Raw genomic sequence first — 22,945 nt, forward strand, 5'->3', positions numbered from 1 at the left:
CAGGTGAGCTCAGGCGTCGCGGCGGGGGCCTGCCGACGGCGGGGCGGTGAACAGGCGGGGCGCGCGGAAGCCGGCCGCGGCGAAGGATGCGCGCACCGCCGCGCCCACGGCATCCGCCTGCTCGTGGTCGACGAGCGCGATGGCCGCGCCGCCGAACCCGCCGCCGGTCATCCGAGCCCCGATCGCCCCGTGCGCGAGCGCCGTGTCGACCGCGAGGTCGAGTTCGGGCACGGAGATCTCGAAGTCGTCGCGCATCGAGGCATGCGAGGCGATGAGCAGCCCACCGATCGCGCGCGGGCCCTCAGCCTCCAGCGCCGCGACCGTGTCGAGGACGCGCTGATTCTCGGTCACGACGTGGCGCACGCGGCGGAAGGTCGTCTCATCCAGCAGGCCGGCTGCACGGTCCAGATCGTCCACGGCCACATCGCGCAGCGCGGGCACGCCCAGCTCCGCCGCCCCGCGTTCGCAGGCGGCGCGGCGCTCGCCGTACCCGCCCGTGGCGTGCGCATGGCGCACCTGCGTGTCGATCACGAGCACGTCCAGTCCCGCCTCGCGCACCCTCAACGGCACGGTGCGCGCCGCGAGCGATCGGCAGTCGAGGAACACCGCGGCATCCGGCTCGCCGAGCATCGACGCCATCTGGTCCATGATCCCCGTCGGCGCGCCCACGGCCTCGTTCTCGGCCCGCCGCCCGGCGCCGGCGATCCTCACGGCGTCGAGCCCCAGCTCCCACACGTCGTCGAGCGCGACCCCGACTGCGCTCTCGATCGCGGCCGATGATGACAGACCCGCGCCCACGGGCACATCGGATGCGATCGCGATATCGAGCCCCGGGAGTGCTGCGGGGGCGTGGGCGAGCGCGCGCAGCGCCCATGCCACGCCCAGCGGATACGCCGCCCACTCCGGCACGCGCGGCACGGCCGAGGGGAACAGCCGGTCGAGCTCCTCGAGGGCGACCTCGACCGGGGCATCGGCGAACGTCGAGGCGACGCGGATGCGTCCATCCGGCCGCGTCGCGACGGCCGCCGCGGTGCGGTGCGGGATGGCGAACGGCAGCACGAATCCGTCGTTGTAGTCGGTGTGCTCGCCGATGAGGTTGGCACGACCCGGCGCCGACCAGACCCCTGCGGCGGGCGCTTCGGTGAGTGAGGCGAGCAGGAGGCGCGCAGCCGATGCCGCATCCATCAGGCGCTCACGCCCTCGACGGCTTCGCGCAGCCGGGCGGCGGCGGTCTCGGGGGTGATGTCGCCGATCCACGCGCCCATCGCGGCTTCGGAGCCGGCGAGGTATTTGAGCTTGTCGGCCGCACGGCGCGGCGAGGTGAGCTCGAGGCGCATCCGCACCGTGTCGCGCCCGGTCGCGACGGGTGCCTGGTGCCAGGCGGCGATGTACGGGGTGGGCGAGTCGTACAGCGCATCGACGCCGCGCAGCAGGCGCAGGAAGAACGGGGCGAGTTCATCGCGCTCGGCGGCCGTGAGCCCGGCGAAGTCGGCGACGTGACGATGCGGCAGCACGTGCACTTCGACGGGCCACCGTGCGGCGAAGGGCACGAAGGCGGTCCAGTGCTCGCCGCGCAGCACGACGCGCTCGCCGGCCTGCTCGGTGGCGAGCACGTCGGCGAACAGATCCGCCCCGGGATGCGCGCCCTCGTAGGCCGCGATGCGCTCGAGCAGGCGCCGGGTGCGCGGGGTGAGGAAGGGGTAGGCGTAGATCTGGCCATGCGGATGCGGCAGCGTCACGCCGATCTCCCGCCCCCGGGTTCTCGAACGGGAACACCTGGGCGACGCCGGGCAGGGCCGACAGCGCCGCCGTGCGATCGGCCCATGCCTCGATCACGGTGCGCGCGCGCACGGGGGTGAGCGTGCCGAACGAGCCCTCGTGCTCGGGCGAGAAGCACACGACCTCGCAGCGTCCGAACGAGGGTGCCGTGGCATCGAGGCCGAGGGGCTGCGGATCGAGAGGTGCCGCATCCGCGCCAGGCAGTCCTGGTCCGAACGAGGGCGAGCGGTTCTCGAACACGGCGACGTCGTAACGGTCGGGCACCTCGGAGGGGTTCGTCGGGGTCTGCGGGGCGAGGGGGTCGAGCTCGGCGGGCGGCAGGAAGGCGCGGTTCTGCCGTGCGGCGGCGATCGAGATCCAGTCGCCGGTGAGCACGTCGAAGCGCATGGTGGCCGTGTCGGGACGGGCGTCGAGCGTGCGGGCGTCGATGCGGCGCTCGGCGGGCAGGGTCGTGCCCGGATCGTCGTAGTAGAACAGCTCGCGCCCGTCGGCGAGCCGCGTGCTCCGCTTCACGACGCCGGCGCCGAGTCGCTCGATGCTCACCCCTTCACGGTAGTGCCGCGCGCGGCCGAGACGGATTCCGCCGGATCGGGAATGGTTGACGTCCATCATCAGTTGCAAAGAATCAACTAATGATTTATGGTTGAGCAAGATCAACCTTTCCTACTCAGGAGCATCCCCTTTTGAACGTCACCGCACCATCCGTGGAATCGCCGCGCTCCGCGCGTGAAGTCTTCACCGCCATCTCCGGTCTCATCGTCGGCATGTTCGTCGCCGTGCTCTCGGGCACGGTCGTCTCGACCTCGTTGCCGGTCATCGTCGCCGACCTCGGCGGCACGCAGTCCCAGTACACCTGGGTCATCACCGCCAGCCTCCTGGCCACCGCCGTCTCGACCCCCATCTGGGGCAAGCTGGCCGACCTCGTCGACCGCAAGGTGCTCGTGCAGCTCTCGCTCGCCCTGTTCACCGTGGGCACCGTGATCGCCGGCTTCTCCACCGACATGAACATGCTCATCGCCGTGCGCGTCGTGCAGGGCCTCGGCGTGGGCGGTCTCATGTCGCTCGTCATGATCGCCGTCGCCCTGATCATCTCGCCGCGCGAGCGCGGAAAGTACATGGGCGTCGTCGGCGGCATCATGGCCCTCGGCACGATCGGCGGACCGCTGCTGGGCGGATTCATCACCGACGCGATGGGCTGGCGGGCCAACTTCTTCGTCGGCGTGCCGTTCGCCGTCATCGCCCTCCTCCTGCTGCAGTTCACGCTGCACCTGCCCAAGCCCGACAAGGCGCGCGTCTCCATCGACTACATGGGCATCGTGCTGCTGGCGGTCGGCGTGTCGACCCTGCTCATCTGGGTGTCGATGGGCGGCAACCAGTTCGACTGGGACTCCTCGACCAGCCTGACCCTCGGCGTCATCGCCGTGGTCGCCATCCTCGCCTTCATCGCGGTGGAGTTCTTCGTGAAGGAACCCATCGTGCCGATGTCGTTGTTCCGCAACCGCACCTTCACCCTCTCGGTGATCGCCTCGATCGCGATCGGCGTGTCGATGTTCGCCACCTCGGTGTTCCTCGCGCAGTACTTCCAGCTCGCCCGTGGCGCCACGCCCACCGAGTCTGGTCTGATGACCATCCCGATGATCATCGGCCAGATGGGTTCGTCGATCATCATCGGCCAGCTGGTGAGCCGCTTCGGCAAGTGGAAGGGCTGGATGATCACCGGCTCCGTGCTCACGGTCGCCGGCGTCAGCCTCATGTCGACGCTGCGCTACGACACCCCGTTCCCGCTCGTGGCGGCCTTCATGGTGGTGCTGGGCGCGGGTCTGGGCATGGTCATGCAGAACCTCACCCTCATCGTGCAGAACGACACCCCGCCCACGCAGCTGGGGGCGGCCTCGTCGAACGTCAACTTCTTCCGCACGATCGCCGGCACCATCGGCGTCACGGTGATGGGCTCGATCCTGTCCACGAGCGTGGCGACGCACGTCACCGACGGCCTGTCGGGCTTCACGCCCACCTCGCCGGATGAGATCGACGCGCTCAAGAGCCTCTCCACGGGCAATGTGCCGAAGATGTCGGAGCTGCCCGAGACCATCCGCACCATCGTGGAGTCGGCGTACGGCCACGGCATCGCCGAGGCGTTCATGGTCGCCATCCCGCTCGCGGTGCTCGCCGTGATCGCGATCGCGTTCATCCGCAACAAGCCGCTGTCGACGAAGAACGCCGCCGAGCAGCTGCGCGCGCAGGCCGAGGAGTCGGTGATCGAGGTCGCCGAGGCCGAGGTGGCCGCGTCGCTGAACACCGGCAGCGTCCTGATCGGCAACTCGGATGCGGCGACGCAGACCGAGCGCCCCGTGGCCGTGCTCGAGCGCGACGACGAGGAGCGGGGGCGCTGACATGGCGACCGTCGAGAGCGTGGCGCACGACGAGGATCTCGATGAGGTGCTCGCCGAGTTCCAGGGCGACCTGAACCTCATCTTCACGCGCGCCCGGTCGCTGTGGAAGGAATCCGCGGCGCGGATCCATCCCGATCTGCAGCCGGCCGGGTACAAGCTGCTCTCGCACATCGCCCGCGCCGGCAGCGCCAGCGCGCACCTGCTCTCCGAGCGGTTCGAGCTGGACAAGTCGGCCGTCAGCAGGCAGATCCGGATGCTCGAGGATCTCGGGCTCGTGGCCTCTCGTCCGGATGAGCACGACGGCCGGCTGCGGGTGCTCACCGCGACGGCCGAGGCCGAGGCTGCGCTCGTCGGGGTGCGGCGCGCCCACGTCGACCGCCTGCGTCGCATCCTCGCCGAGCTGACGCCGGAGGAGCTTCGCGCGGCGTCGAAGGTGTTCCGTCTCCTCGCCGAGGTCTGACCCCTCTGCACGATTCTCGCGCCCCGTCATCGGACGTTCCGATGGCGGGGCGCGGCCGTACACTGGCGGCATGAGTGCCGAATCCGATGACGCCACGGGCTCGTCGCTCGATCAGGCCGTCGCGCGAGTGGAGCACGAGCTCGGCCGGCTGTTCGCGCGCATCCGCATCGGGTGGCGCGAGGCCGCGGCCACCGTGCATCCCGAACTGCAGCCGCTGGGCTACCAGGTGCTCACCTCGATCGTCAGCGGCAAGGCCACCACGGCGGGCGAGATCATCGAACGTCTGCAGACCGACAAGTCGGCGATCAGTCGTCATGTCCGCCAGTTGGAGCAGCTGGGGCTCATCGAGAGCGTGCGCGATCCCGACGACCGGCGGATGCGTCGACTCGTCGCCACGCCGCTCGCCCAGGAGAGGGTGGCGGAGGCGAGAGCCGCCTACGAGGGCCGCCTCGGCGATCGGTTGCGCTCCTGGTCGGTCGAAGACCTCGACCACTTCCTCGCCCTGCTCGACGACTTCGGTCGCTGAACGCTGCCGCCGCGCGGCAGCGCATGTCAGGGTGGGTGGATGATCATCCGGTCGGGGCTGTGCTCGGTGACGTTCCGTGCTCTCGAACCCGCGCACATCGCGGCGCTCGCCGCGGAGTCGGGGTTGGCCGCGATCGAATGGGCCGGTGATGCGCACGTGCCGCCGGGCGATCTCGACCATGCCGCCGAGGTCGGCCGGATCACGGCGGATGCGGGCATCGCCGTCGCCTCGTACGGCTCGTACTTCCGTGCGGGAGCGGGGGAGGAGATCGCGCCCTGGCTCGATGCGGCAGAGGCGCTGGGTGCCGACCGCGTGCGCGTGTGGGCCGGCTCCGTGGGTTCTGCCGAGGCGACGCCCGAGGAGCGCGCGCAGGTCGCCTCGCGGGTGGCGGATGCGGCGCTTGCCGCGGCAGAACGGGGTCTGACCCTCGCGCTGGAATACCACGGCGGCACGCTCGCCGACACTCCGCAGGCGACGCTCCGCCTCCTCGCCGAGGTGGATCATCCCGCGCTGACGAGCTATTGGCAGCCGACGGTCGGAGCGCCGGATGCGGTGGCGCGCGACGAGTTCGCCGCGGTTGCGGGGCAGGTGAGCGCCATCCACGCGTTCTCCTGGTGGCCCGACGACGAACGCCATCCCCTTCAGACCCGGGAGTCGTTGTGGACGGCCGTGCTCGCGCACGCGGCGGCCCTGCCGGCGCCGCCGCGAGACGTGCTGCTGGAGTTCATTCCCGACGACGATCCCGCGCTCCTGCCCCGCGAAGCGGCCGCGCTGCGCCGGATGCTCGCGGGAGCGGGTGCCGGTCAGATCGTGTAGGCGTCGGCGAGGCGGTCGCCGAACTGCTCCAGCTCCCACAGCAGTTGCACCTCGCTGGGCGACTGCACGGGAAGGAAGCTCGCCTCGCGCAGGCGACGGTTGGTGGCCGAGGTCGTGACGAAGCCGCGCCCGCCGGTGAGCGCCGATTCGTGCCGGGCGGCGGCGTTCGCCAGCCGGGCCGATTCGAACCGCAGCAGGGTGACCTCGCGCGGCGAGACGGCATCTGCGCTCCGCGCGAAGCGGTCGAGGTCGGCCGTCAGGGCCTCGGCCTGGGCAGACAGCCGGGTCTGGAATCCGCCGAGCACCTGGTTCGGGCCGCCGAGCCGCTCGCCCGCCTCCGCGAGCGAGCGGCGGGCAAGGCCCAGGCACAGCGCGGTCTGCAGCAAGAAGTGCGTGGTGCGCTGCGCGGCCACGGCGGCCAGCGACTCGGCCAGCACGTTCCCTGCAGGCACGTGCAGCCCGTCGAAGGCGAGCATCGCCGAGCGCGTCGCGCCGAGCGCCAGCAGATCCTCGACAGGGCGGGTCGTGAGCCCGTCTTCGCCCACGGTGGTCACGAGGATGACGCGGGCTCCATCGTCGGCAGACGCCTCCGCGCCCTCGGCGACCACCCGCGCGGGAAAGACGACGAGCGTGCCCTCGGCGATGTTCGACGCCCACGCGATGCGGCCCGACACCCGGTATCCGCCCTCGCCATCGGGGGCGGCGAGGGTCGGCACGGCGCCGAGACCGGCCGCCTCCTGCAGCGCCGTCGCCATCGCGATCGAGCCCGCACGCCGCCCCGACACCAGCTCGTCGAGCAGCTCGTCGCGGGCAGGAAGAGCCGAGGCGCGCACGTACTCGGTGACCATCCGGTGCGCCCACAGCGAGAAGGCCGTGCTCATGCACTCGCCGGCGACGGCAGAGAGCACGGCCACGGCATCGGAGAGGTCGTCGTCGTCGCGATCGACGCCCGCGCCGAGCGCGCCGATCGCGGCGTAGGCGGCGAGCGTGTCGTGCAGCGGCTCCGATTCGGCGCCGTCGACGGCACCGGCGGTGGTGGCGGCGCGGGCGGCGCTCGCGGCGACGATGTCGTCGCGGCTGCGTGCGAGGGCGGCGGTCATGTCTGGTCCTTTCGCCCGGGCGCGAGCTGGTGGACGCCCCGGAAGATGCGATCGAGGAGGAAACCGAGGATGCCGATGGCGAGCATCGTGGCCGCGAGCCCCGAGTAGTCGATGTTGTCGCGCGCATTGAGGATCGCGTACCCCAGCCCGTTCGCCACGCCGAGCATCTCGGCGGGCACGATCACGACCCACGCGATGCCGAGTGCGACGCGGGCGGCGCCGGTGATGGGCGCCGCCAGCGCGGGCAGCGCCGTGGAGCGGAACGCCTCCCATCGCGTCGCGCCGAGCGAGCGGGCGACCCGGTTCAGCCCAGGATCCAAGGCCCGCACGCCCCCGGCCACACCCAGCACGATCGGCCACACGGCGGCCAGGGCGACGAGGGCGATGACCGCTCCCGTGCCCGCGCCGAGCAGCACGATCGCCAGCGGCGCCCAGGCCAGCGGCGAGGTCATCCGCAAGAACTGCACGACGGGGTTCACCGCGTCCTCCACGAGCCGGCGCGAGCCGAACAGGATGCCGAGCGGGATGCCGATCACCAGCGCGATCGCGAGACCGGCCAGCAGCCGTCCGAGCGAGACGGCGATCGCATCCAGGAACTGCGGGTCGACGACGAGGCCGGCGAGCGCGCGCACCGTGCTGATCGGCCCCATCTTCGAGACGACGGGGTTGCCGGCGAAGACGACATCGGCCAGCAGCCACCACAGCACGACCGTCGCGGCGAGCACGCCGATGCGCGCCAGCGCCTTCACGGCTGCACCTGCTCGGTGCGGGTGGCGGTGGCGCCGAACTGCGACAGGCCACCCGCAGCATCGATCGCGCGCTCGTTGATGTCGACGGCGACGAGGTCGGTGTGCACGGCGGCCGGATCGATCCGATCCAGCCATGCGGTGTCGGCGTCGATGGTGGTCAGGCGCATCTGCCGCACGAGCTCTTCGGTGTAGCTCGGGTAGGCGTACGGCTGGAAGCCGATGCGCGACTGCTCCCACTCCGGGTGGTGGATCGCGCCGTCCTCCACGTAGTGCTCCTCGCCGTGCTCCACGAGCACCTTGGCGATGGCCTCGGGCGACTGGGGCAGGTAACCGCCTGCGCTCAGGCGCTCGGCGGCGGCCGCACGGTCATCGAGGATCAGCCGCTGGGCGGCGACCACGGCATCCGCGGCGCGCTGGGCCAGGTCGGGGTCGCCGGTCACGAGATCTTCGCGCACCACGGTCACGCAGCACGCGTGCTCGCGCCACACATCTCCGGTGAAGCGGAGGATGCGGCCCACGCCCTGAACCTCGGCGACCGCGCAGAAGGGTTCGGCGACGATGTAGCCCGACACAGATCCGGCGCCCAGCGCGGCGGGCATGTCGGCGGGGGCGAGCACCACGAGCTGCACGGTGCCCGCCTCGACGCTCGGTTCCTGGTTGATGACGGCGGTGAGGCCCGCATCCCGCAGCAGCTGCTGGAAGACGACGTTGTGCACCGAGTACCAGCCGGGCACGGCGAAGGTGGTGCCGGCGAGCTGGGCGATGTCGGTGACGTCGGGGCGCACGGTCACGGCCGAGCCGTTCACGTGGTTCCAGGCGAGCACGCTCACCGGCACGCCCGCCTCATAGCGCAGCTGCATGGCAGAGGGCATGAGCAGGTGCACGATGTCGACGCTGCCGGCCTGCAGCGCCTCGACCAGCGGCGCCCAGCCGCGGAACAATGTGGGCGTCGGAGTGTCGATGCCGCGCTCGGCGAAGGCGCCGGAGTCGTGGGCGAGCAGGAGCGGGGCGGCATCGGTGATGGGCAGATAGCCGATGCGGAGGGTGTCTCGGGGCGCGTCGGGATCACGGGCGGGTCCGGCATCCGGGTTGACGCCTCCCGCGTTCGGCTCGGCCGAGGCGGATCCGCCCCGCACGGTGCCCGCGGCGACGACGGGCAGCGCCAGCAGGGCACCGGCGCCGGCGAGGGTGAGGAACTCGCGCCGCGACCGGGCGGGCTTCGGCGCCCCGGTGAGGACGGCGTCGTCAACGGGTTCGTCGTCGCCGATCTCGTCGGCGAAGCGCGCGAGCAGCTCGGCCTCGAGGGCGGCGTGGTCGTCGCCGTCGGAGGAGAGGATGTGCAGACCCTCCCGCCCCGGCCGCAGCACGGCCACCCGGTCGCCGAGGCGCGCGGCTTCGGCGAGGTCGTGCGTGACGAGCACAGTGGTGAGTCCGCGGTGCTCGTGCACGCGGCGCAGCCAGGCCTGGGTGTCGGCGCGGGTGAGCGGATCGAGTGCCGAGAACGGCTCGTCGAGCAGCAGCAGGCTGGGCCGGGCCGCCACGGCACGCGCGATCGCGACGCGCTGGGCCTGACCGCCCGAGAGCTGCACGGGAAGGCGATCGGCGAGCTCGGCGATCCCGAGGTCCGCCAGGAGTGCGGCGACGGTCGCATCCGCATCCCGCGCGTGGCCGAGTCCGTGCCCGCCGTTGGCGCGGTACTCCAGTCCCAGGCGCACGTTCTCGGCGGCGGTGCGCCAGGGCAGCAGATGCGCATCCTGGAACACGACGCGGGTGGACCCGCCCTCGTCTTCGGGGCGGCGCACGGTGCCGGCGGTGGGGGCGAGCAGTCCCGACAGCAGCGACAGCAGCGTGGACTTGCCCGCGCCGGAGGGGCCGACGATCGTGAGCAGCTCGCCGGGGAGGAGTGCGAGGTCGAGCCCAGAGAACACCTCGGTGCCGCCGCGGACGACGCCGGCGTCGCGCACCTCGGCTATCGGGGCGGATCCGGGCGTCTGCTCGCCGGGCGGGGTGGTGTCGGTCACGGCTGCTCCAGTCGCGTGCGCCGCGATCGCGGCTCGGGGGATGGGGCGAGCGTAACAACCAGACAGACCCGTCTGTGCTCGTGTGACGTCAGATTGCAGCGGCGAGGCGGGTGCGCACGATCTCGCCGGCCAGCTCGATGGGCGCGGGGGAGTGCTCGACCTTCGAGCCGAGCAGCCCGCCGTCGTAGGCGACCTGCGCCTCGGCGATGATCCGCTCGGCGTCGTCGCGGGCGCTCACGGCATCCCGCCACTGCTCCTGCACCCAGTCGCGGTGCTGTCGCACGGCGCGGCCGATGGGTTCGTCGGGCTCGGGGAACTCGTTGAGCGCGTTGAGGTACACGCATCCGATGAAGCCGTCGGCGGCGGTGCGCCGCGCCGCCAGGGTGAAGGAGGCGAGCAGCCGCGCGGGACCAGCGGGGATGGACGCGATGTGCGCGCGGTACGCCTGGCGGTCTGCCATGTCGCGGCGCTCGAGGTGGGCGACGATGAGCGCCTCCTTCGAGCCGAACGCCTGATAGAGGGTCGCCTTGGCGACGCCGGCGTCGGCGAGGATGCGGTCGATGCCGACGGGGCGGATGCCCTCCTGGCAGAACAGGCGGCTGGCCGACTGGAGCAGGCGGTCGGCGGCGGGAGTGAGCGTGGTCACGTCACCATGTTACGGAGCGTCGGGCGTCGATCGGATACGCTGGGCGGTGACTAGACAGACCTGTCTAGTCACTGACATCCCGTGCCGCCGATTCCGGCCGCACGCGCAGGAGCCGCCGGCTCCGGAACGGAGGACCGCATGGGCCTGTTTCTCGTCGAGGCCGAACTGAGCGAGCCGGGTCGCCAGAGCGCCGCGACCGTCATCGAGGCCGTGGCCGCCGCCTATGCGTCGTCTGGCGGAACGCTGGTCGAGGCCCAGGTTCCCGCGGGTCACGAGCGGGTCTACCTCATCCTCGAGGGCGACGACTGCGCGGGTGTCGTGCTCGACGCGGCCGCGCTCCCCGGCGTCGCCTCGATCACCGAGGCGGTGCCCGTGCGGATCGTGGGCGCCACGGTCGAGCAGGTGCGCGAGCGCGGCGCCGGTGCCGGCTACCTCGTGGAGTGGGACATCCCCGCCGAGGTGACGATGGAGCAGTACCTCGCGCGCAAGAAGGAGAAGTCGCCGCTGTACGACACCCTCGACGATGTCTCGTTCCTGCGCACCTACGTGCGCGAGGACACCCAGAAGTGCCTGTGCTTCTACGATGCGCAGGACGAGGCGGCCGTCCGCAACGCGCGCGAGGTCGTGAGCACGCCGATCAGCCGGCTACAGGCGCTCGATGCCGACGCCGTCGTGAGCTGAGCCCCGTGCGTTGACGCGCGCTCAGTTCAGTGCGGCGGCGACGACGGTCCGCGCCTCGTCCTGCACTTGGGCGAGGTGCTCGGGGCCGCGCAGGCTCTCGGCGTACAGCTTGTAGACGTCTTCGGTGCCGGAGGGGCGCGCGGCGAACCAGGCGTGCTCGGTCTGCACCTTGAGCCCGCCGATCGCGGCTCCGTTGCCCGGCGCGTGCGAGAGCTTCGCGGTGATGGGCTCGCCCGCCAGCTCGACCGCCGACACGGACTCCGGCGCGAGGGCCGCGAGGGCCGCCTTCTGCTCGGGGGTGGCGGGGGCGTCGATGCGCTGGTAGGCCGAGGCGCCGAACTCCTGCTCGAGTTCGGCGTAGCGCTGCGAGGGCGTCTTGCCGGTGACGGCGATGATCTCGGCGGCCAGCAGGCACAGCAGGATGCCGTCCTTGTCGGTCGACCACACGGTGCCGTCGGTGCGCAGGAACGACGCTCCCGCCGACTCCTCGCCGCCGAAGGCGACCGAGCCGTCGAGCAGCCCCGGCACGAACCACTTGAAGCCGACCGGCACCTCCAGCAGCGGGCGCTCGAGCGAGGCGGCGACCCGGTCGATGACCATAGACGACACGAGAGTCTTGCCGACCGCCGCATCCGCCCGCCACGACGGCCGGTGCGAGAAGAGGTAGTCGATCGCCACGGCGAGGTAGTGGTTCGGGTTCATCAGCCCCGCATCCGGGGTGACGATGCCGTGCCGGTCGGCGTCGGCGTCGTTGCCGGTGAGCACGTCGTAGTCGCCGCGCTTGGCGACCAGCGACGCCATGGCGTTCGGGGAGGAGGGATCCATCCGGATCTTCTCGTCCCAGTCCAGTGTCATGAACCGCCAGGTCGGGTCGACCTCGCGGTTCACCACGGTGAGCTCGAGACCGAACAGCTCGCCGATGAGCGCCCAGTACTCCACCGAGGCCCCGCCGAGCGGGTCGGCGCCGATCCGCACCCCCGCGCGCTTGATGGCATCGACGTCGATGATCGAAGGCAGGTCGCGAACATAGGCGTCGCGGAAGTCGTACGCACCGATGCGGGCGGCGTCGATGTCGGCGTAGCGGATGCGCTGCACGCCCTCCATCCCCGCGGCGATGAGGGCGTTGGCGCGCTCGGCGATCCATCCGGTCGCATCCGTGTCGGCGGGGCCGCCGTGCGGCGGGTTGTACTTGAACCCGCCGTCGCGGGGCGGGTTGTGCGACGGGGTGACGACGATGCCGTCCGCCCTGGCCGAGGCGCCGTCGGGCGTGCGGAGGTTGTGGGTGAGGATGGCGTGGCTGAGCGCCGGGGTCGGCACCCACGAGTCGCGGGCATCGACCCGCACCTCCACGCCGTTCGCGACGAGCACCTCGATCGCGCTGCGCTCGGCGGGGCGGGAGAGGGCGTGCGTGTCGCGGCCGAGGAACAGCGGTCCGGTGATGCCCTGCGCCGTGCGGTAGTCGACGATCGCCTGCGTCGTGGCGAGGATGTGGTTCTCGTTGAAACTGCCCGACAGCGACGAGCCGCGGTGCCCGCTCGTGCCGAACACGACCTGTTCGGCGGGATTCGACGGATCGGGGGCCCGGTCGTAGTACGCCGCGATCAGGGCGTCGACGTCGATGAGGTCACTTTCCTCCGCGGGGAGGCCGGCACGGCTCGTCATGGGAACAGTCTGCCCCCGCAAGTGTGTGGATCGCATCCTCGTGGGGACAGATGGCTGAATGCGTCGGAGGTCGGCGGGACGGACGGCTGAGCGCTTCGACGATCGGCGGGATGGATGGCGGACGATTCGGCGGGTTTCGAGCGGACACGCCCCGAATCAGGGGCGTCCGGCAACTGTGGTCAGCCATCCGTCCCGCGGAGGCGGAGTGAGGCTCAGCCATCTGTACTGCGGACACGGGTGGGACTCCGCCATCCGTGCCGGACTACAGTGAGTCGGGTGACCGAACGCCGCACGTACAGCTATCTCGGACCCGCGGGAACCTTCACCGAGGCGGCCCTGGATCAGGTGCCCGAGGCGCGCGGCCAGGACTGGCGGCCCGTGCACAACGTCGGCGAGGCGCTCGCCGACGTGCTCGAGGGCCGCAGCCACGCGGCGATGATCGCGATCGAGAACTCCGTCGAGGGCGGGGTGACCACCACGCTCGACGCGCTGGCGACGCTGCCGGGCCTGCGCATCGTGGGCGAGTACCTCGTCAAGGTCGACTTCATGCTCGTGGCCGCCCCCGGCACCGCGCTCGACGACGTGCGCGTGGTCGCGGCCCATCCGGTCGCCTATGCGCAGTGCCACCGCTGGCTCGGCGAGACGCTGCCCTCGCACCAGCACGTGCCGGCGGCGAGCAACGTCGCCTCGGCCCTGGGCATCCTCGACGGCACGCTGCCCGCCGATGCCGCCGTCGCCGCGCCGGGCATCGTGCGCCACCACGACCTCACCGTGCTCGCCGACGACATCGGCGACAACGACAACGCCGTCACCCGGTTCGTGCTCGTCACCCGCACGATCGCCCCGGCTCCGCCCACGGGGGCCGACAAGACGTCGCTCATCGTCGAGCTGCCGCAGGATCACCCCGGCGCGCTGCTGGAGCTGCTGGAGCAGTTCTCCACCCGCGGCATCAACCTGTCTCTGCTGCAGTCGCGCCCCATCGGCGATGCGCTGGGCCGGTACCGGTTCGTGCTCGACGCCGACGGTCACATCCACGACGAGCGGATGGCGGATGCGCTGCTCGGCATCCGCCGGTTCAGCCCCGGCGTGGTGTTCCTCGGGTCGTACCCGCGTGCGGACCGCAAGATCGTGAACTACCCCGACCGCTACGCCGACGACGTGTTCGTCGAGGCGCGCGACTGGCTGCGCAGCCTCGTCAGCGGTGCCCCGACGCAGTAGTGCGCCGGAGCACCGCCGCTGTGCGCCGCAACGCCGAGGCGATCAGGCCGCTGTCGCCAGCGCGGCTGTTCTCACGGCGATCCCGGTGTCGTCGGCATCGACCGTCACCGCGCCGCCGTCGCCGAGGGCACCCGTGACGAACAGGTCGGCGATGCGGTCGTCGACCTCGCGCTGGATGAGTCGGCGCAGCGGACGCGCCCCGTACTCGGGCTCGTAGCCGTGCTCGGCGAGCCAGCGCACGGCGGCATCCGTGACGTCGATCGAGACCTCGCGCGCGGCCAGCCGTGCGGCGGTCGCGCCGAGCATGAGCCGCACGATGCGCTCCAGCTGGGTCTGGTCGAGCTTGCGGAACAGCACGATGTCGTCGATGCGGTTGAGGAACTCCGGCCGCATGGCCTCGCGGAGCTTGCCCATGACCCGGTCGCGCAGCTCCTTCTCGCTGCCGAAGCCGGTGTCCCCGCCGCCGTCGGCGACGAAGCCCAGCGCCCCGGAGCGCGAAGCGAGGAACTCGGAGCCGATGTTCGAGGTCATCACGATCACCGTGTTGCGGAAGTCGACCGTGCGGCCCTGGCCGTCGGTGAGCCGCCCGTCGTCGAGCACCTGCAGCAGCAGGTTGAACACGTCGGGATGTGCCTTCTCGATCTCGTCGAACAGCACGATCGCGTACGGATTGCGGCGCACGCGCTCGGTGAGCTGCCCGGCCTCGTCGTAGCCGACGTATCCCGGAGGGGCGCCGACGAGACGCGAGACCGTGTGGCGCTCGCCGAACTCGCTCATGTCGAAGCGGATGATCGCCTGGTCGTCGTCGAACAGCGACGCCGCGAGGGCCTTGGCCAGCTCGGTCTTGCCGACGCCGGTGGGGCCGAGGAACAGGAAGGATCCGACGGGGCGGCGCGCATCGGCCATGCCGGTGCGGTTGCGTCGCACGGCCCTGGCCACGGCGGTCACGGCGTCGTCCTGCCCGATCACGCGGGCGTGCAGCTCGTCTTCGAGCACGGCCAGCCGGTCGCGCTCGGATTCGGTGAGCCGGTTCACCGGGATCCCTGTGGCGCGGCTGATGACGGCGGCGATCTGCGCCTCGTCGACGACGGCCTCGTCGGATCGGGCATCCTCGGATGCGGTCGTCGCCGGAGCGGATGACGTCGCCCCATCGAGCTTCTCCTGCACCTCGGCGATGGCGTCGCGGATGCGCGAGGCGTCTTCGTACTTCTCCGCGCTCACGGCCGCGTTCTTGTCGGCCTCCAGCTCCGCCAGACGCGCGCGCAGCGCCTCGGTGTCCGCGGGCACCCCGAGACGCAGCCGCAGTCGGGCGCCGGCCTGGTCGATGAGGTCGATGGCCTTGTCGGGCAGCACACGCTCGGTGAGGTAGCGGTCGCCCAGCTCGACGGCGGCGCGAAGGGCGGCATCCGTGTACTGCACGCCGTGATGCTCGGCGTAGGCGGGGGCGAGGCCCCGCAGGATCGCCACGGCATCCTCCACCGAGGGCTCCCCGACCTTCACCGGCTGGAAACGGCGCTCCAGGGCCGTGTCCTTCTCGATCGTGCGGTACTCCTTCAGCGTCGTCGCACCCACCAGGTGCAGCTCGCCGCGGGCGAGGCGGGGCTTGAGGATGTTGCCCGCATCCATGGCGCCCTCGCTGCCGCCTCCGGCGCCGACGACGGTGTGCACCTCGTCGATGAAGACGATCATCTCGCCCCTGTGCGCGGCGATCTCGTCCATGGTGCCGGTGAGGCGCTCCTCGAAGTCGCCGCGGTAGCGGGCGCCGGCGAGCATGGCGGGCAGGTCGAGCGCAACCACGCGGGTGCCGCGCAACTGCTCGGGCACGGCCTCGGAGACGATCGCGCGCGCCAGACCCTCCACGATCGCCGTCTTGCCGACGCCGGCCTCGCCGACGAGCACGGGGTTGTTCTTGGTGCGGCGGCTGAGGATCTCGATCGTCTGCTCGATCTCGTCGTCGCGGCCGATCACCGGGTCGAGCGCCCCTTCGCGCGCGAGCGCGGTGAGGTCGGTGCCGAAGCGGTCGAGCATCGGCGTCTCGGAGGCGGTGCCGGATGCCGCATCCGCGCCCGTCGCCGGCGCACCCGAGGGGGTGACCGTCTCGCGGGCGCCCTGGGTGAGCGCCTCGGCGGTGACGCCGGCGTCGGCCAGCGTGCGCCCGGCGGGGGTGTCCTGCGCGAGCACGAGGGCGAAGAAGAGGTGCTCCGGGTCGACGTAGGTCGAGCCGGAGGCGCGCGCGACCTGGAACGCGTGGAACAGGGCGCGCTGCACGGAGGGCGTCACGACGGCGCCGTCGACGTCGGCGGCCTCCGAGGCGGCGGGAAGGCCCGCCTCGGCGGCGTGTGCGATCGCACCCGCGTCGGAGCCGATCCGTGCGACGGCGGAGGCGACGGAGTCGTCGCGCACGAGCACGCTCAGCACGTGCAGGGCGTCGAGCTCGCGCTGGCCGCGCTCGAGCGCGAAGCGTCCCGCGCGCTGCAGGATCTCCTGCGTGCGTGCGCTGAGGAACCGCGCGAGGTCGATGGAGCGCTGCTCGTGGGCGCGCTCGCCGGCGAGGTAGCGGGCGAGGAACTCGTCGAACGCGCTGGTGCCGTCGTTCGGCGTCGTGTTGTCAGGCATCCTGGTTCTCCCTGATCGGACGGACAGTCAAACTTGCGTTGGCTGCTATCAACTTTACAAAGTTGAGCGTAGTCTTATCAATCTGAACGCGTCAACGCGAGGGATATTCCGAGCAACACCTCAGAATCGTTTTTTTGCGTCGGCGCGCAAGCGGTTTGCATAGGATGTGCGCATGACGAGACGGTTGGCGGAGGTCGCACAGAAGGTCGGCGTGAGCGAGGCCACGGTCTCTCGCGTGCTCAACGGCAAGCCCGGGGTCTCGGAGGCCACGCGGCAGGCCGTGCTCACGGCGCTCGACGTGCTGGGGTACGAGCGGCCCACCAAGCTGCGCGGCGAGCGCGCGCGCCTGGTCGGGCTCGTGGCGCCGGAGCTGACCAACCCGATCTTCCCCGCCCTGGCCGAGATCGTCGGCGGCGGGCTCGCGCAGAACGGCTACACCCCCGTGCTCTGCACGCAGAACGCGGGGGGCATCGGCATCACCGAGGCCGACTACGTCGATCTGCTGCTGGCCCAGCACGTGTCGGGCGTGATCTTCCTCGGCGGCCTGTACACCCAGGCGGATGCTCCGCACGAGCACTACGACCGACTGCGGCAGGTGAACCTGCCCACCGTGCTCGTGAACGCGCGGGTCGAGAGCCTGCCGTTCCCCGCGATCGCGGCCGACGACGCGGCGGCGGGCGAGCAGGCTGTCTCGCACCTGCATCAGCTCGGGCATCGACGCATCGGCCTGCTGCTCGGCCCCTCCGATCACGTGCCGTCGCGGCGCAAGCGCACGGCGGCCGAGCGGGCGCTCGCGAGCTTGGGCGACCCGCTCGACTCCAGCCTCGTCGTGCACGGGAACTACGCGCTCGAATCCGGTCAGGCGGGGGCGGCGAAGCTGCTGGACCGTGGCGCCACGGCGATCGTGTGCGCCAGCGACCCGCTCGCCCTCGGCGCCATCCGCTGCGCCCGTCGGCGGGGCGTCTCGGTGCCCGGTGAGGTGTCGGTGGTGGGCTTCGATGACTCCGCCCTGATGAGCTGCACCGAGCCGCCGCTGACGACGGTGCGCCAGCCGATCGAGGCGATGGGGCGCGCCGCCGTGGAGCTGCTGCTGGCGCAGATCGCGGGCACGGCGAGCGCGACCGATGAGCTGCTTTTCGAGCCCGAGCTCGTGCTCCGCGGGTCGACGGCGCCTCTGCGGGGCTGATCCCCGGTCCGTGACCTCGGCGAATGAACACGGCGGCACGGCGTCGCCCTGCAATAATCAGCAAATTACGTAAGTTCGTTACGTTTTTGCATTTAAGTATCCGGAAAGCTACTTTTGTCGCAGCGATCATCCGATCGCCCGATCGAGGAGCACGATGGACACCGAGGCAACCGGCCACGCCGACGACTGGTGGCGCACCGCCGTGATCTATCAGGTGTACGTGCGCAGCTTCGCCGACGGTGACGGCGACGGGATCGGCGACCTGCGCGGCGTGCGCGAGCGGCTGCCGTACCTGGCCGCGCTCGGCGTCGACGCCCTCTGGTTCACCCCGTGGTATCCGTCGCCGTTCGCCGACGGCGGCTACGACGTGGCCGACTACCGCGACATCCATCCCTGGTTCGGCGTGCTCGCCGACGCCGAGGCGCTCATCGCGGATGCGGCAGAGCTCGGCATCCGCACGATCATCGACGTCGTGCCCAACCACGTGAGCGCCGAGCATCCGTGGTTCCGCGCGGCGCTGGCCGCGGGCCCCGGCTCGCCCGAGCGCGAGCGGTTCTGGTTCCACCCCGGGCGCGGCGAGGACGGCTCCGTCATCCCCACCCGGTGGGAGTCGAGCTTCCAGGGCAGCACGTGGACGCGCACGGTCGGCGCCGACGGCACCCCGGGCGAGTGGTACCTTCACCTGTTCACCCCCGAGCAGCCCGACCTCAACTGGAACCATCCCGATGTGCACCGCGAGCACGAGGACGTGCTGCGGTTCTGGTTCGACCGCGGCGTCGCGGGGGTGCGCATCGACTCGGCGGCCCTGCTGGTGAAGGATGCGGCGCTGCCCGAGGTCGGCGAGAGCGCCGACGGCACGCATCCCGCCCAGGATCGCGACGAGCTGCACGACGTCTACCGGTCGTGGCGGCGGGTCGCCGACGGCTACACGCCGCCGCGCGTGCTCGTGGGCGAGATCTGGCTCGACGACGTCGACCGCTTCGCCGCCTACCTGCGCTCCGACGAGATGCACACGGCGTTCAACTTCGACTTCATGACGCAGCCGTACGACGCCGCGGCGTTCCGGGAGTCGATCGCGCGCACCCTGCACGCCCATGCGCCCGTGGGCGCGCCGAGCACGTGGGTGCTCTCCAACCATGACGTCACCCGCCCCGTCACCCGCTACGGGCGCGAGGAGTCGGGCTTCGCCTTTCTCGACAAGCGCTTCGGCACACCCACCGACCTGGAGCGCGGCACGAGGCGCGCCAGGGCCGTGAGCCTCGTGGTCGCGGCGCTGCCCGGATGCCTGTACATCTACCAGGGCGACGAGCTGGGCCTGCCGGAGGTCGAGGATCTGCCGCGCGAGAGCATCCAGGATCCGATGCACTTCCGCTCCGGCGGGGTGGATCCGGGCCGCGACGGATGCCGTGTGCCGCTGCCGTGGTCGGGCGACCGGCCGCCGTACGGGTTCGGACGCACCGGCGAGCCGTGGCTACCGCAGCCGGACGACTGGGCGGCCCGCACCGTCGAGGCGCAGGACGCAGACGCGTCGTCGATGCTGTCGCTGTACCGTCGCACGCTGCACCTGCGCCGCACCCTCGAGCCGCTGCGCTCGGGATCGTTCGCCTGGATCGAGGGCCTCGGCGACGACGTGCTCGCCTTCCGCCGCGGCGATCTCGCCTGCGTGCTGAACATGGGCCAGGCCCCCATCCCGCTGCCTCCGGCCGCATCCGCCGTGCTGGCCAGCGACGAGCTCACCGACCACCTGCTGCCAGGCGACACCGCCGTCTGGCTGCAGGGGGCGTCCGCATTCGCGGGCGCCGACCATCTGGGATCACCGGCGTGACCGCACCACGCGCCGCCCGCACACGAAAGGTATGACGATGAGGTCACCACGAAAGGTCCTGCTCACCGGCACGGTGCTGCTCGCCGCCGCCGGACTGCTCGCCGGCTGCGGCACCGGACAGGCGGGAGCAGGCGACGGCCGCGTGCAGCTGCGCGTCGCCACCTTCCCGCCCGGCGCCGACGCCGCGGCGTACGAGGCGTTCGCCGCGCAGGAGGAGCAGTTCGAGAAGGAGCATCCCGACATCGACGTGATCGGAGTCGAATACGAATGGGAGGGGCCGACCTTCGCCGTGCAGCTGGCGGGCGGTTCTCTCCCCGACGTCTTCACCGTTCCCTTCACCGACACCAAGACGCTGCTGGAGAACGGCCAGCTCACCGACGTGACCGACGCCATCGAGCGCCTGGGCTACACGGATGCCTTCAACGACGTCATCCTCGACGGCGTCACCGGCGACGACGGCCACCTCTACGGCTTCCCGCGGCAGGCGTATGCCATGGGCCTGCACTACAACCGCGAGCTGTTCGCCGAAGCGGGTCTGGACCCCGACGCCCCGCCCACGACGTGGGACGAGGTGCGCGAGTACGCGAAGCAGATCACCGAGAAGACCGGCAAGGCCGGGTACGCGCAGATGGCGGCCAACAACACCGGGGGCTGGCAGCTCACCGCGGCCACCGTCGCCCGCGGCGGTCGCACCCAGGTCGACGAGGCCGACGGCTCGGCCACCTCGACGATCGACAACGACGCCACGAAGGCGGCGCTGCAGTTCCTGCACGACGTGCGGTGGACCGACGGATCGTTCGGGGCCCGGTTCGACCTGGACTGGGGCACGATCAACCAGGAGTTCGCCGCGGGCAACCTCGGCATGTACACGTCGGGATCCGACGTGTACACCGCCCTCGTGCGCGACTTCGGCATGGCGCCCGAGACGTACGGCCTCGGAGTCGTGCCCGTCGAGGGCGACGATCCGGGCACCCTCGGCGGCGGCGATGTCGCGGTGATCAGCCCCACGGCGGATGAGACGACGGTCGATGCCGCCGTCGAGTGGATCGACTGGTACTACATGCAGAAGCTGCTCGACGAGGATGCTGCGGTCGCCGATGCCAAGACGCTCGCCGATTCCGGCCAGGCCGTCGGCACCCCGCTGCTGCCCGTGCTCAGCCGCGAGCAGTACGAGGAGTCGCTGACCTGGATCGAGCCGTACATCAATGTACCGCGCGACCAGATGAGTGCGTTCATCGACGACATCTGGGAGCAGACGCCGGTGGGCGAGCCGAAGAAGAAGACGCAGGAGGTCTACGCCCTGCTCGACACCGTCGTGCAGACCGTGCTCACCCAGCAGGACGCCGATATCGACGCCCTGCTGAAGAACGCGCAGTCCGACGCGCAGGCGCTGCTGGATCAGTGACGGCTCGGACCCCCACGTCGCCGGAGCCGCGCGTTCGCGCGCGGCTCCGGCGCACGCCTGCCACCTGGTACCGCGGCGGCGGGCTGTGGAACCTGCTGTTCCTGGCGCCGATGATCGTCGTGTTCGCGGTGTTCAGCTGGTCGCCCATCGTGCAGTCGGTGCTGATGAGCCTGCAGAAGACCAACCTGATCACGGCGGACTGGGTCGGCTTCGCCAACTACGCGAAGGTGCTCACCGATCCGCTGCTGGGCGAGGCCGCGATGAACACGCTGTGGTTCGCCGCGCTCGCCCTGCTGTTCGGCTTCCCCGTGCCGCTGCTCATGGCCGTGCTCATGAGCGAGGTCCGCCGAGCCAAGGGCCTGTACTCGGCGCTGGCCTACCTGCCTGTGGTGGTCCCGCCGGTCGTCGCCGTCCTGCTGTGGAAGTTCTTCTACTCCGCCGATGCGAACGGCGTCTTCAACACCGTGCTCGGCGTGGTCGGCATCCCGCCGCAGCCGTGGATCCAGGACGCCGTGCAGGCCATGCCCTCGCTCGTGCTCGAGGCGACGTGGGCCGGAGCTGGTGGATCGATCATCATCTACCTCGCCGCTCTGCTGGGCGTGCCGCCCGAGCTCTACGACGCCGCCGAGGTCGACGGCGCGGGCATCTGGAGCAAGGTGTGGCACGTGACCCTGCCGCAGCTGCGCGGGATCCTGTTCATCATGCTCATCCTGCAGATCATCGCGACGGCGCAGGTGTTCCTCGAACCGTTCCTGTTCACCGGCGGCGGCCCTGCGGGCGCGACCAGGACCATCCTGCTCTACATCTATGACAAGGCGTTCCGCAACAGTCTGGGCGGCGCGTACGGCGAGGCCACCGCCGTGTCGGTGCTGCTCGCGATCGCCCTGGCGCTGCTCAGCGCCCTGTATTTCCGACTCACCACCCGATGGAGCACCGCATGAGCGCCCGCACCGCCCGCACCGCCCGCCCGGCGGATGCCGAGGCCGAGCGCACGATCGTCTCGGCATCCGATCGGCGAAAGCCGGGCATCCGCACGGGCATGGCGTTCACGCACGTCTTCCTCTTCGTCACGCTCGTCATCGCGGGGCTCGGGCCGATCCTCTGGCTCATGAAGGCCGCCGTCACCCCGACGCAGGACACCCTGCAGCAGCCGTTCGCGCTGTGGCCGAACGGCATCGACTGGCAGAATCTCGCCGCCGCATGGAACGACATCGGCATCTCGCAGTACTTCTGGAACACGATCGCGCTGGCCGCCGGCGCCTGGCTGTTCCAGCTGTTCGTCGCCACGACCGCGGGGTACGGGCTCTCGGTGCTGCGACCGCGCTACGCGCCCATCCTCAACGGGCTCGTGCTGGCGACCCTGTTCATCCCCGGGGTCGTGCTGCTCGTGCCGTTGTACCTGACGATCGTGCATCCGCCGCTGATCGGGCAATCGCTGCTGAACAACTACCTCGCCGTGTGGTTGCCGATGGCGGCCAATGCCTTCAACATCCTGCTCGTCAAGCGCTTCTTCGATGCGCTGCCCCGAGAGGTGTTCGAGGCGGCGCGCACCGACGGCGCGGGCCCGGTGCGGCTGTTCTGGTCGATCGTGCTGCCGATGTCGAAGCCGATCCTGGGCGTGGTGTCGGTGTTCGCGATCATCGCGGCGTGGAAGGACTACCTGTGGCCCATGCTCGTGCTGCGCGACCCCGCCGTGCAGCCGCTGTCGGTGCGGCTTCCGGCCGTGCAGTCGCAGACCGAGCTCGACGTCTTCCTCGCCGCGCTCGCGATCGCCACGCTCATCCCGATCGCGATGTTCCTCGCGTTCCAGTCGGTGTTCCTGCGCTCGGCCGGGCTCGGGGGTGCCGTCAAGGGGTGAGCGC

The 22,945-nt window shown here is 71.1% G+C and carries 18 protein-coding genes and 1 pseudogene; 11 read left to right on the forward strand and 8 right to left on the reverse strand.

The genetic code is table 11. From position 1 onward, the window contains the following. Positions 1-9 precede the first annotated feature (9 nt). Together galK and galT are read right to left on the reverse strand one after the other, a co-directional pair. The gene (gene galK / locus BKA02_RS07510; protein WP_179432757.1) at positions 10-1,185 is read right to left on the reverse strand and encodes a galactokinase; all 1,176 of its coding nucleotides are present in this window, start codon (positions 1,183-1,185) and stop codon (positions 10-12) included. Then, positions 1,185-2,322 (reverse strand): annotated as a pseudogene (galT, locus tag BKA02_RS07515) (galactose-1-phosphate uridylyltransferase). Before galT ends, galK begins: the two are co-directional and overlap by 1 nt. Before the next feature lie 140 nt (positions 2,323-2,462). Here galT and BKA02_RS07520 point away from each other — a divergent pair. The 4 genes from BKA02_RS07520 (at position 2,463) to BKA02_RS07535 (ending at position 5,974) form a co-directional block, all read left to right on the forward strand. Next, complete coding sequence (locus BKA02_RS07520; RefSeq protein WP_246285995.1) at positions 2,463-4,172, forward strand: MDR family MFS transporter; 1,710 nt, start codon at positions 2,463-2,465, stop codon at positions 4,170-4,172. A 1-nt stretch (position 4,173) separates the two neighbouring features. Continuing rightward, the gene (locus BKA02_RS07525) at positions 4,174-4,632 is read left to right on the forward strand and encodes a MarR family winged helix-turn-helix transcriptional regulator (RefSeq protein WP_179432758.1); all 459 of its coding nucleotides are present in this window, start codon (positions 4,174-4,176) and stop codon (positions 4,630-4,632) included. Between the two features lie 70 nt (positions 4,633-4,702). Beyond that, entirely contained in the window at positions 4,703-5,158 is a 456-nt protein-coding gene (locus BKA02_RS07530) for a MarR family winged helix-turn-helix transcriptional regulator (protein ID WP_179432760.1), read from the forward strand. Between the two features lie 39 nt (positions 5,159-5,197). After that, positions 5,198-5,974 carry a sugar phosphate isomerase/epimerase family protein gene (locus tag BKA02_RS07535; protein WP_218844495.1) on the forward strand — a complete coding sequence of 259 codons (777 nt, stop codon included), beginning with the start codon at positions 5,198-5,200 and terminating at the stop codon, positions 5,972-5,974. Here the strand turns inward: BKA02_RS07535 and BKA02_RS07540 are convergent. The 4 genes from BKA02_RS07540 to BKA02_RS07555 all read right to left on the reverse strand — a co-directional run bounded on the left by BKA02_RS07540 (position 5,962) and on the right by BKA02_RS07555 (position 10,490). After that, positions 5,962-7,074 (reverse strand): acyl-CoA dehydrogenase family protein, encoded by a 1,113-nt coding sequence (locus BKA02_RS07540; protein ID WP_179432762.1) that lies wholly within the window; start codon positions 7,072-7,074, stop codon positions 5,962-5,964. The two genes, BKA02_RS07535 and BKA02_RS07540, sit on opposite strands and share 13 nt — an antisense overlap. Further along, a complete protein-coding gene (locus BKA02_RS07545) occupies positions 7,071-7,823 on the reverse strand; it encodes an ABC transporter permease subunit (RefSeq protein ID WP_218844496.1) in 753 nt (250 codons plus the stop codon). The genes BKA02_RS07540 and BKA02_RS07545 overlap by 4 nt, the downstream gene beginning before the upstream one ends. Further along, a complete protein-coding gene (locus BKA02_RS07550) occupies positions 7,820-9,844 on the reverse strand; it encodes an ABC transporter substrate-binding protein (RefSeq protein WP_179432764.1) in 2,025 nt (674 codons plus the stop codon). Before BKA02_RS07550 ends, BKA02_RS07545 begins: the two co-directional genes overlap by 4 nt. An 88-nt stretch (positions 9,845-9,932) precedes the next feature. Beyond that, positions 9,933-10,490, reverse strand: a complete 558-nt coding sequence (locus BKA02_RS07555) for a TetR family transcriptional regulator (protein WP_179432766.1) — start codon at positions 10,488-10,490, stop codon at positions 9,933-9,935. A gap of 138 nt (positions 10,491-10,628) precedes the next feature. On the opposite strand from BKA02_RS07555, the gene BKA02_RS07560 reads away from it, so the two are divergent. Then, positions 10,629-11,171 (forward strand): DUF4242 domain-containing protein, encoded by a 543-nt coding sequence (locus BKA02_RS07560; RefSeq protein WP_179432768.1) that lies wholly within the window; start codon positions 10,629-10,631, stop codon positions 11,169-11,171. Between the two features lie 21 nt (positions 11,172-11,192). Here the strand turns inward: BKA02_RS07560 and pgm are convergent, their stop codons facing one another. After that, a complete protein-coding gene (gene pgm, locus BKA02_RS07565; protein WP_179432770.1) occupies positions 11,193-12,833 on the reverse strand; it encodes a phosphoglucomutase (alpha-D-glucose-1,6-bisphosphate-dependent) in 1,641 nt (546 codons plus the stop codon). Between the two features lie 267 nt (positions 12,834-13,100). Between pgm and pheA the strand changes: the two genes are divergently transcribed. Continuing rightward, positions 13,101-14,051 carry a prephenate dehydratase gene (pheA, locus tag BKA02_RS07570; RefSeq protein WP_343045369.1) on the forward strand — a complete coding sequence of 317 codons (951 nt, stop codon included), beginning with the start codon at positions 13,101-13,103 and terminating at the stop codon, positions 14,049-14,051. Positions 14,052-14,093: 42 nt separating this feature from the next. On the opposite strand, the gene BKA02_RS07575 is transcribed toward pheA, so the two are convergent. After that, on the reverse strand, positions 14,094-16,667 hold the full coding sequence (locus BKA02_RS07575; protein WP_179432774.1) for an ATP-dependent Clp protease ATP-binding subunit: 2,574 nt from the start codon (positions 16,665-16,667) through the stop codon (positions 14,094-14,096). Positions 16,668-16,839: 172 nt separating this feature from the next. On the opposite strand from BKA02_RS07575, the gene BKA02_RS07580 reads away from it, so the two are divergent. From BKA02_RS07580 to BKA02_RS07600, 5 genes are all read left to right on the forward strand, one after another. Continuing rightward, complete coding sequence (locus BKA02_RS07580) at positions 16,840-17,853, forward strand: LacI family DNA-binding transcriptional regulator (protein ID WP_179432776.1); 1,014 nt, start codon at positions 16,840-16,842, stop codon at positions 17,851-17,853. 154 nt (positions 17,854-18,007) lie between these two features. Continuing rightward, positions 18,008-19,678 carry a glycoside hydrolase family 13 protein gene (locus BKA02_RS07585; protein ID WP_179432778.1) on the forward strand — a complete coding sequence of 557 codons (1,671 nt, stop codon included), beginning with the start codon at positions 18,008-18,010 and terminating at the stop codon, positions 19,676-19,678. Between the two features lie 37 nt (positions 19,679-19,715). Then, entirely contained in the window at positions 19,716-21,083 is a 1,368-nt protein-coding gene (locus tag BKA02_RS07590) for an extracellular solute-binding protein (RefSeq protein WP_179432780.1), read from the forward strand. Further along, entirely contained in the window at positions 21,080-22,024 is a 945-nt protein-coding gene (locus BKA02_RS07595) for an ABC transporter permease subunit (RefSeq protein ID WP_179432782.1), read from the forward strand. Before BKA02_RS07590 ends, BKA02_RS07595 begins: the two co-directional genes overlap by 4 nt. Beyond that, a complete protein-coding gene (locus BKA02_RS07600; protein WP_246285996.1) occupies positions 22,021-22,941 on the forward strand; it encodes a carbohydrate ABC transporter permease in 921 nt (306 codons plus the stop codon). Before BKA02_RS07595 ends, BKA02_RS07600 begins: the two co-directional genes overlap by 4 nt. Positions 22,942-22,945 lie beyond the last annotated feature (4 nt).

Origin of the sequence: Microbacterium pseudoresistens (assembly GCF_013409745.1) — a bacterium.
Taxonomy (GTDB): Bacteria; Actinomycetota; Actinomycetes; order Actinomycetales; family Microbacteriaceae; genus Microbacterium; species Microbacterium pseudoresistens.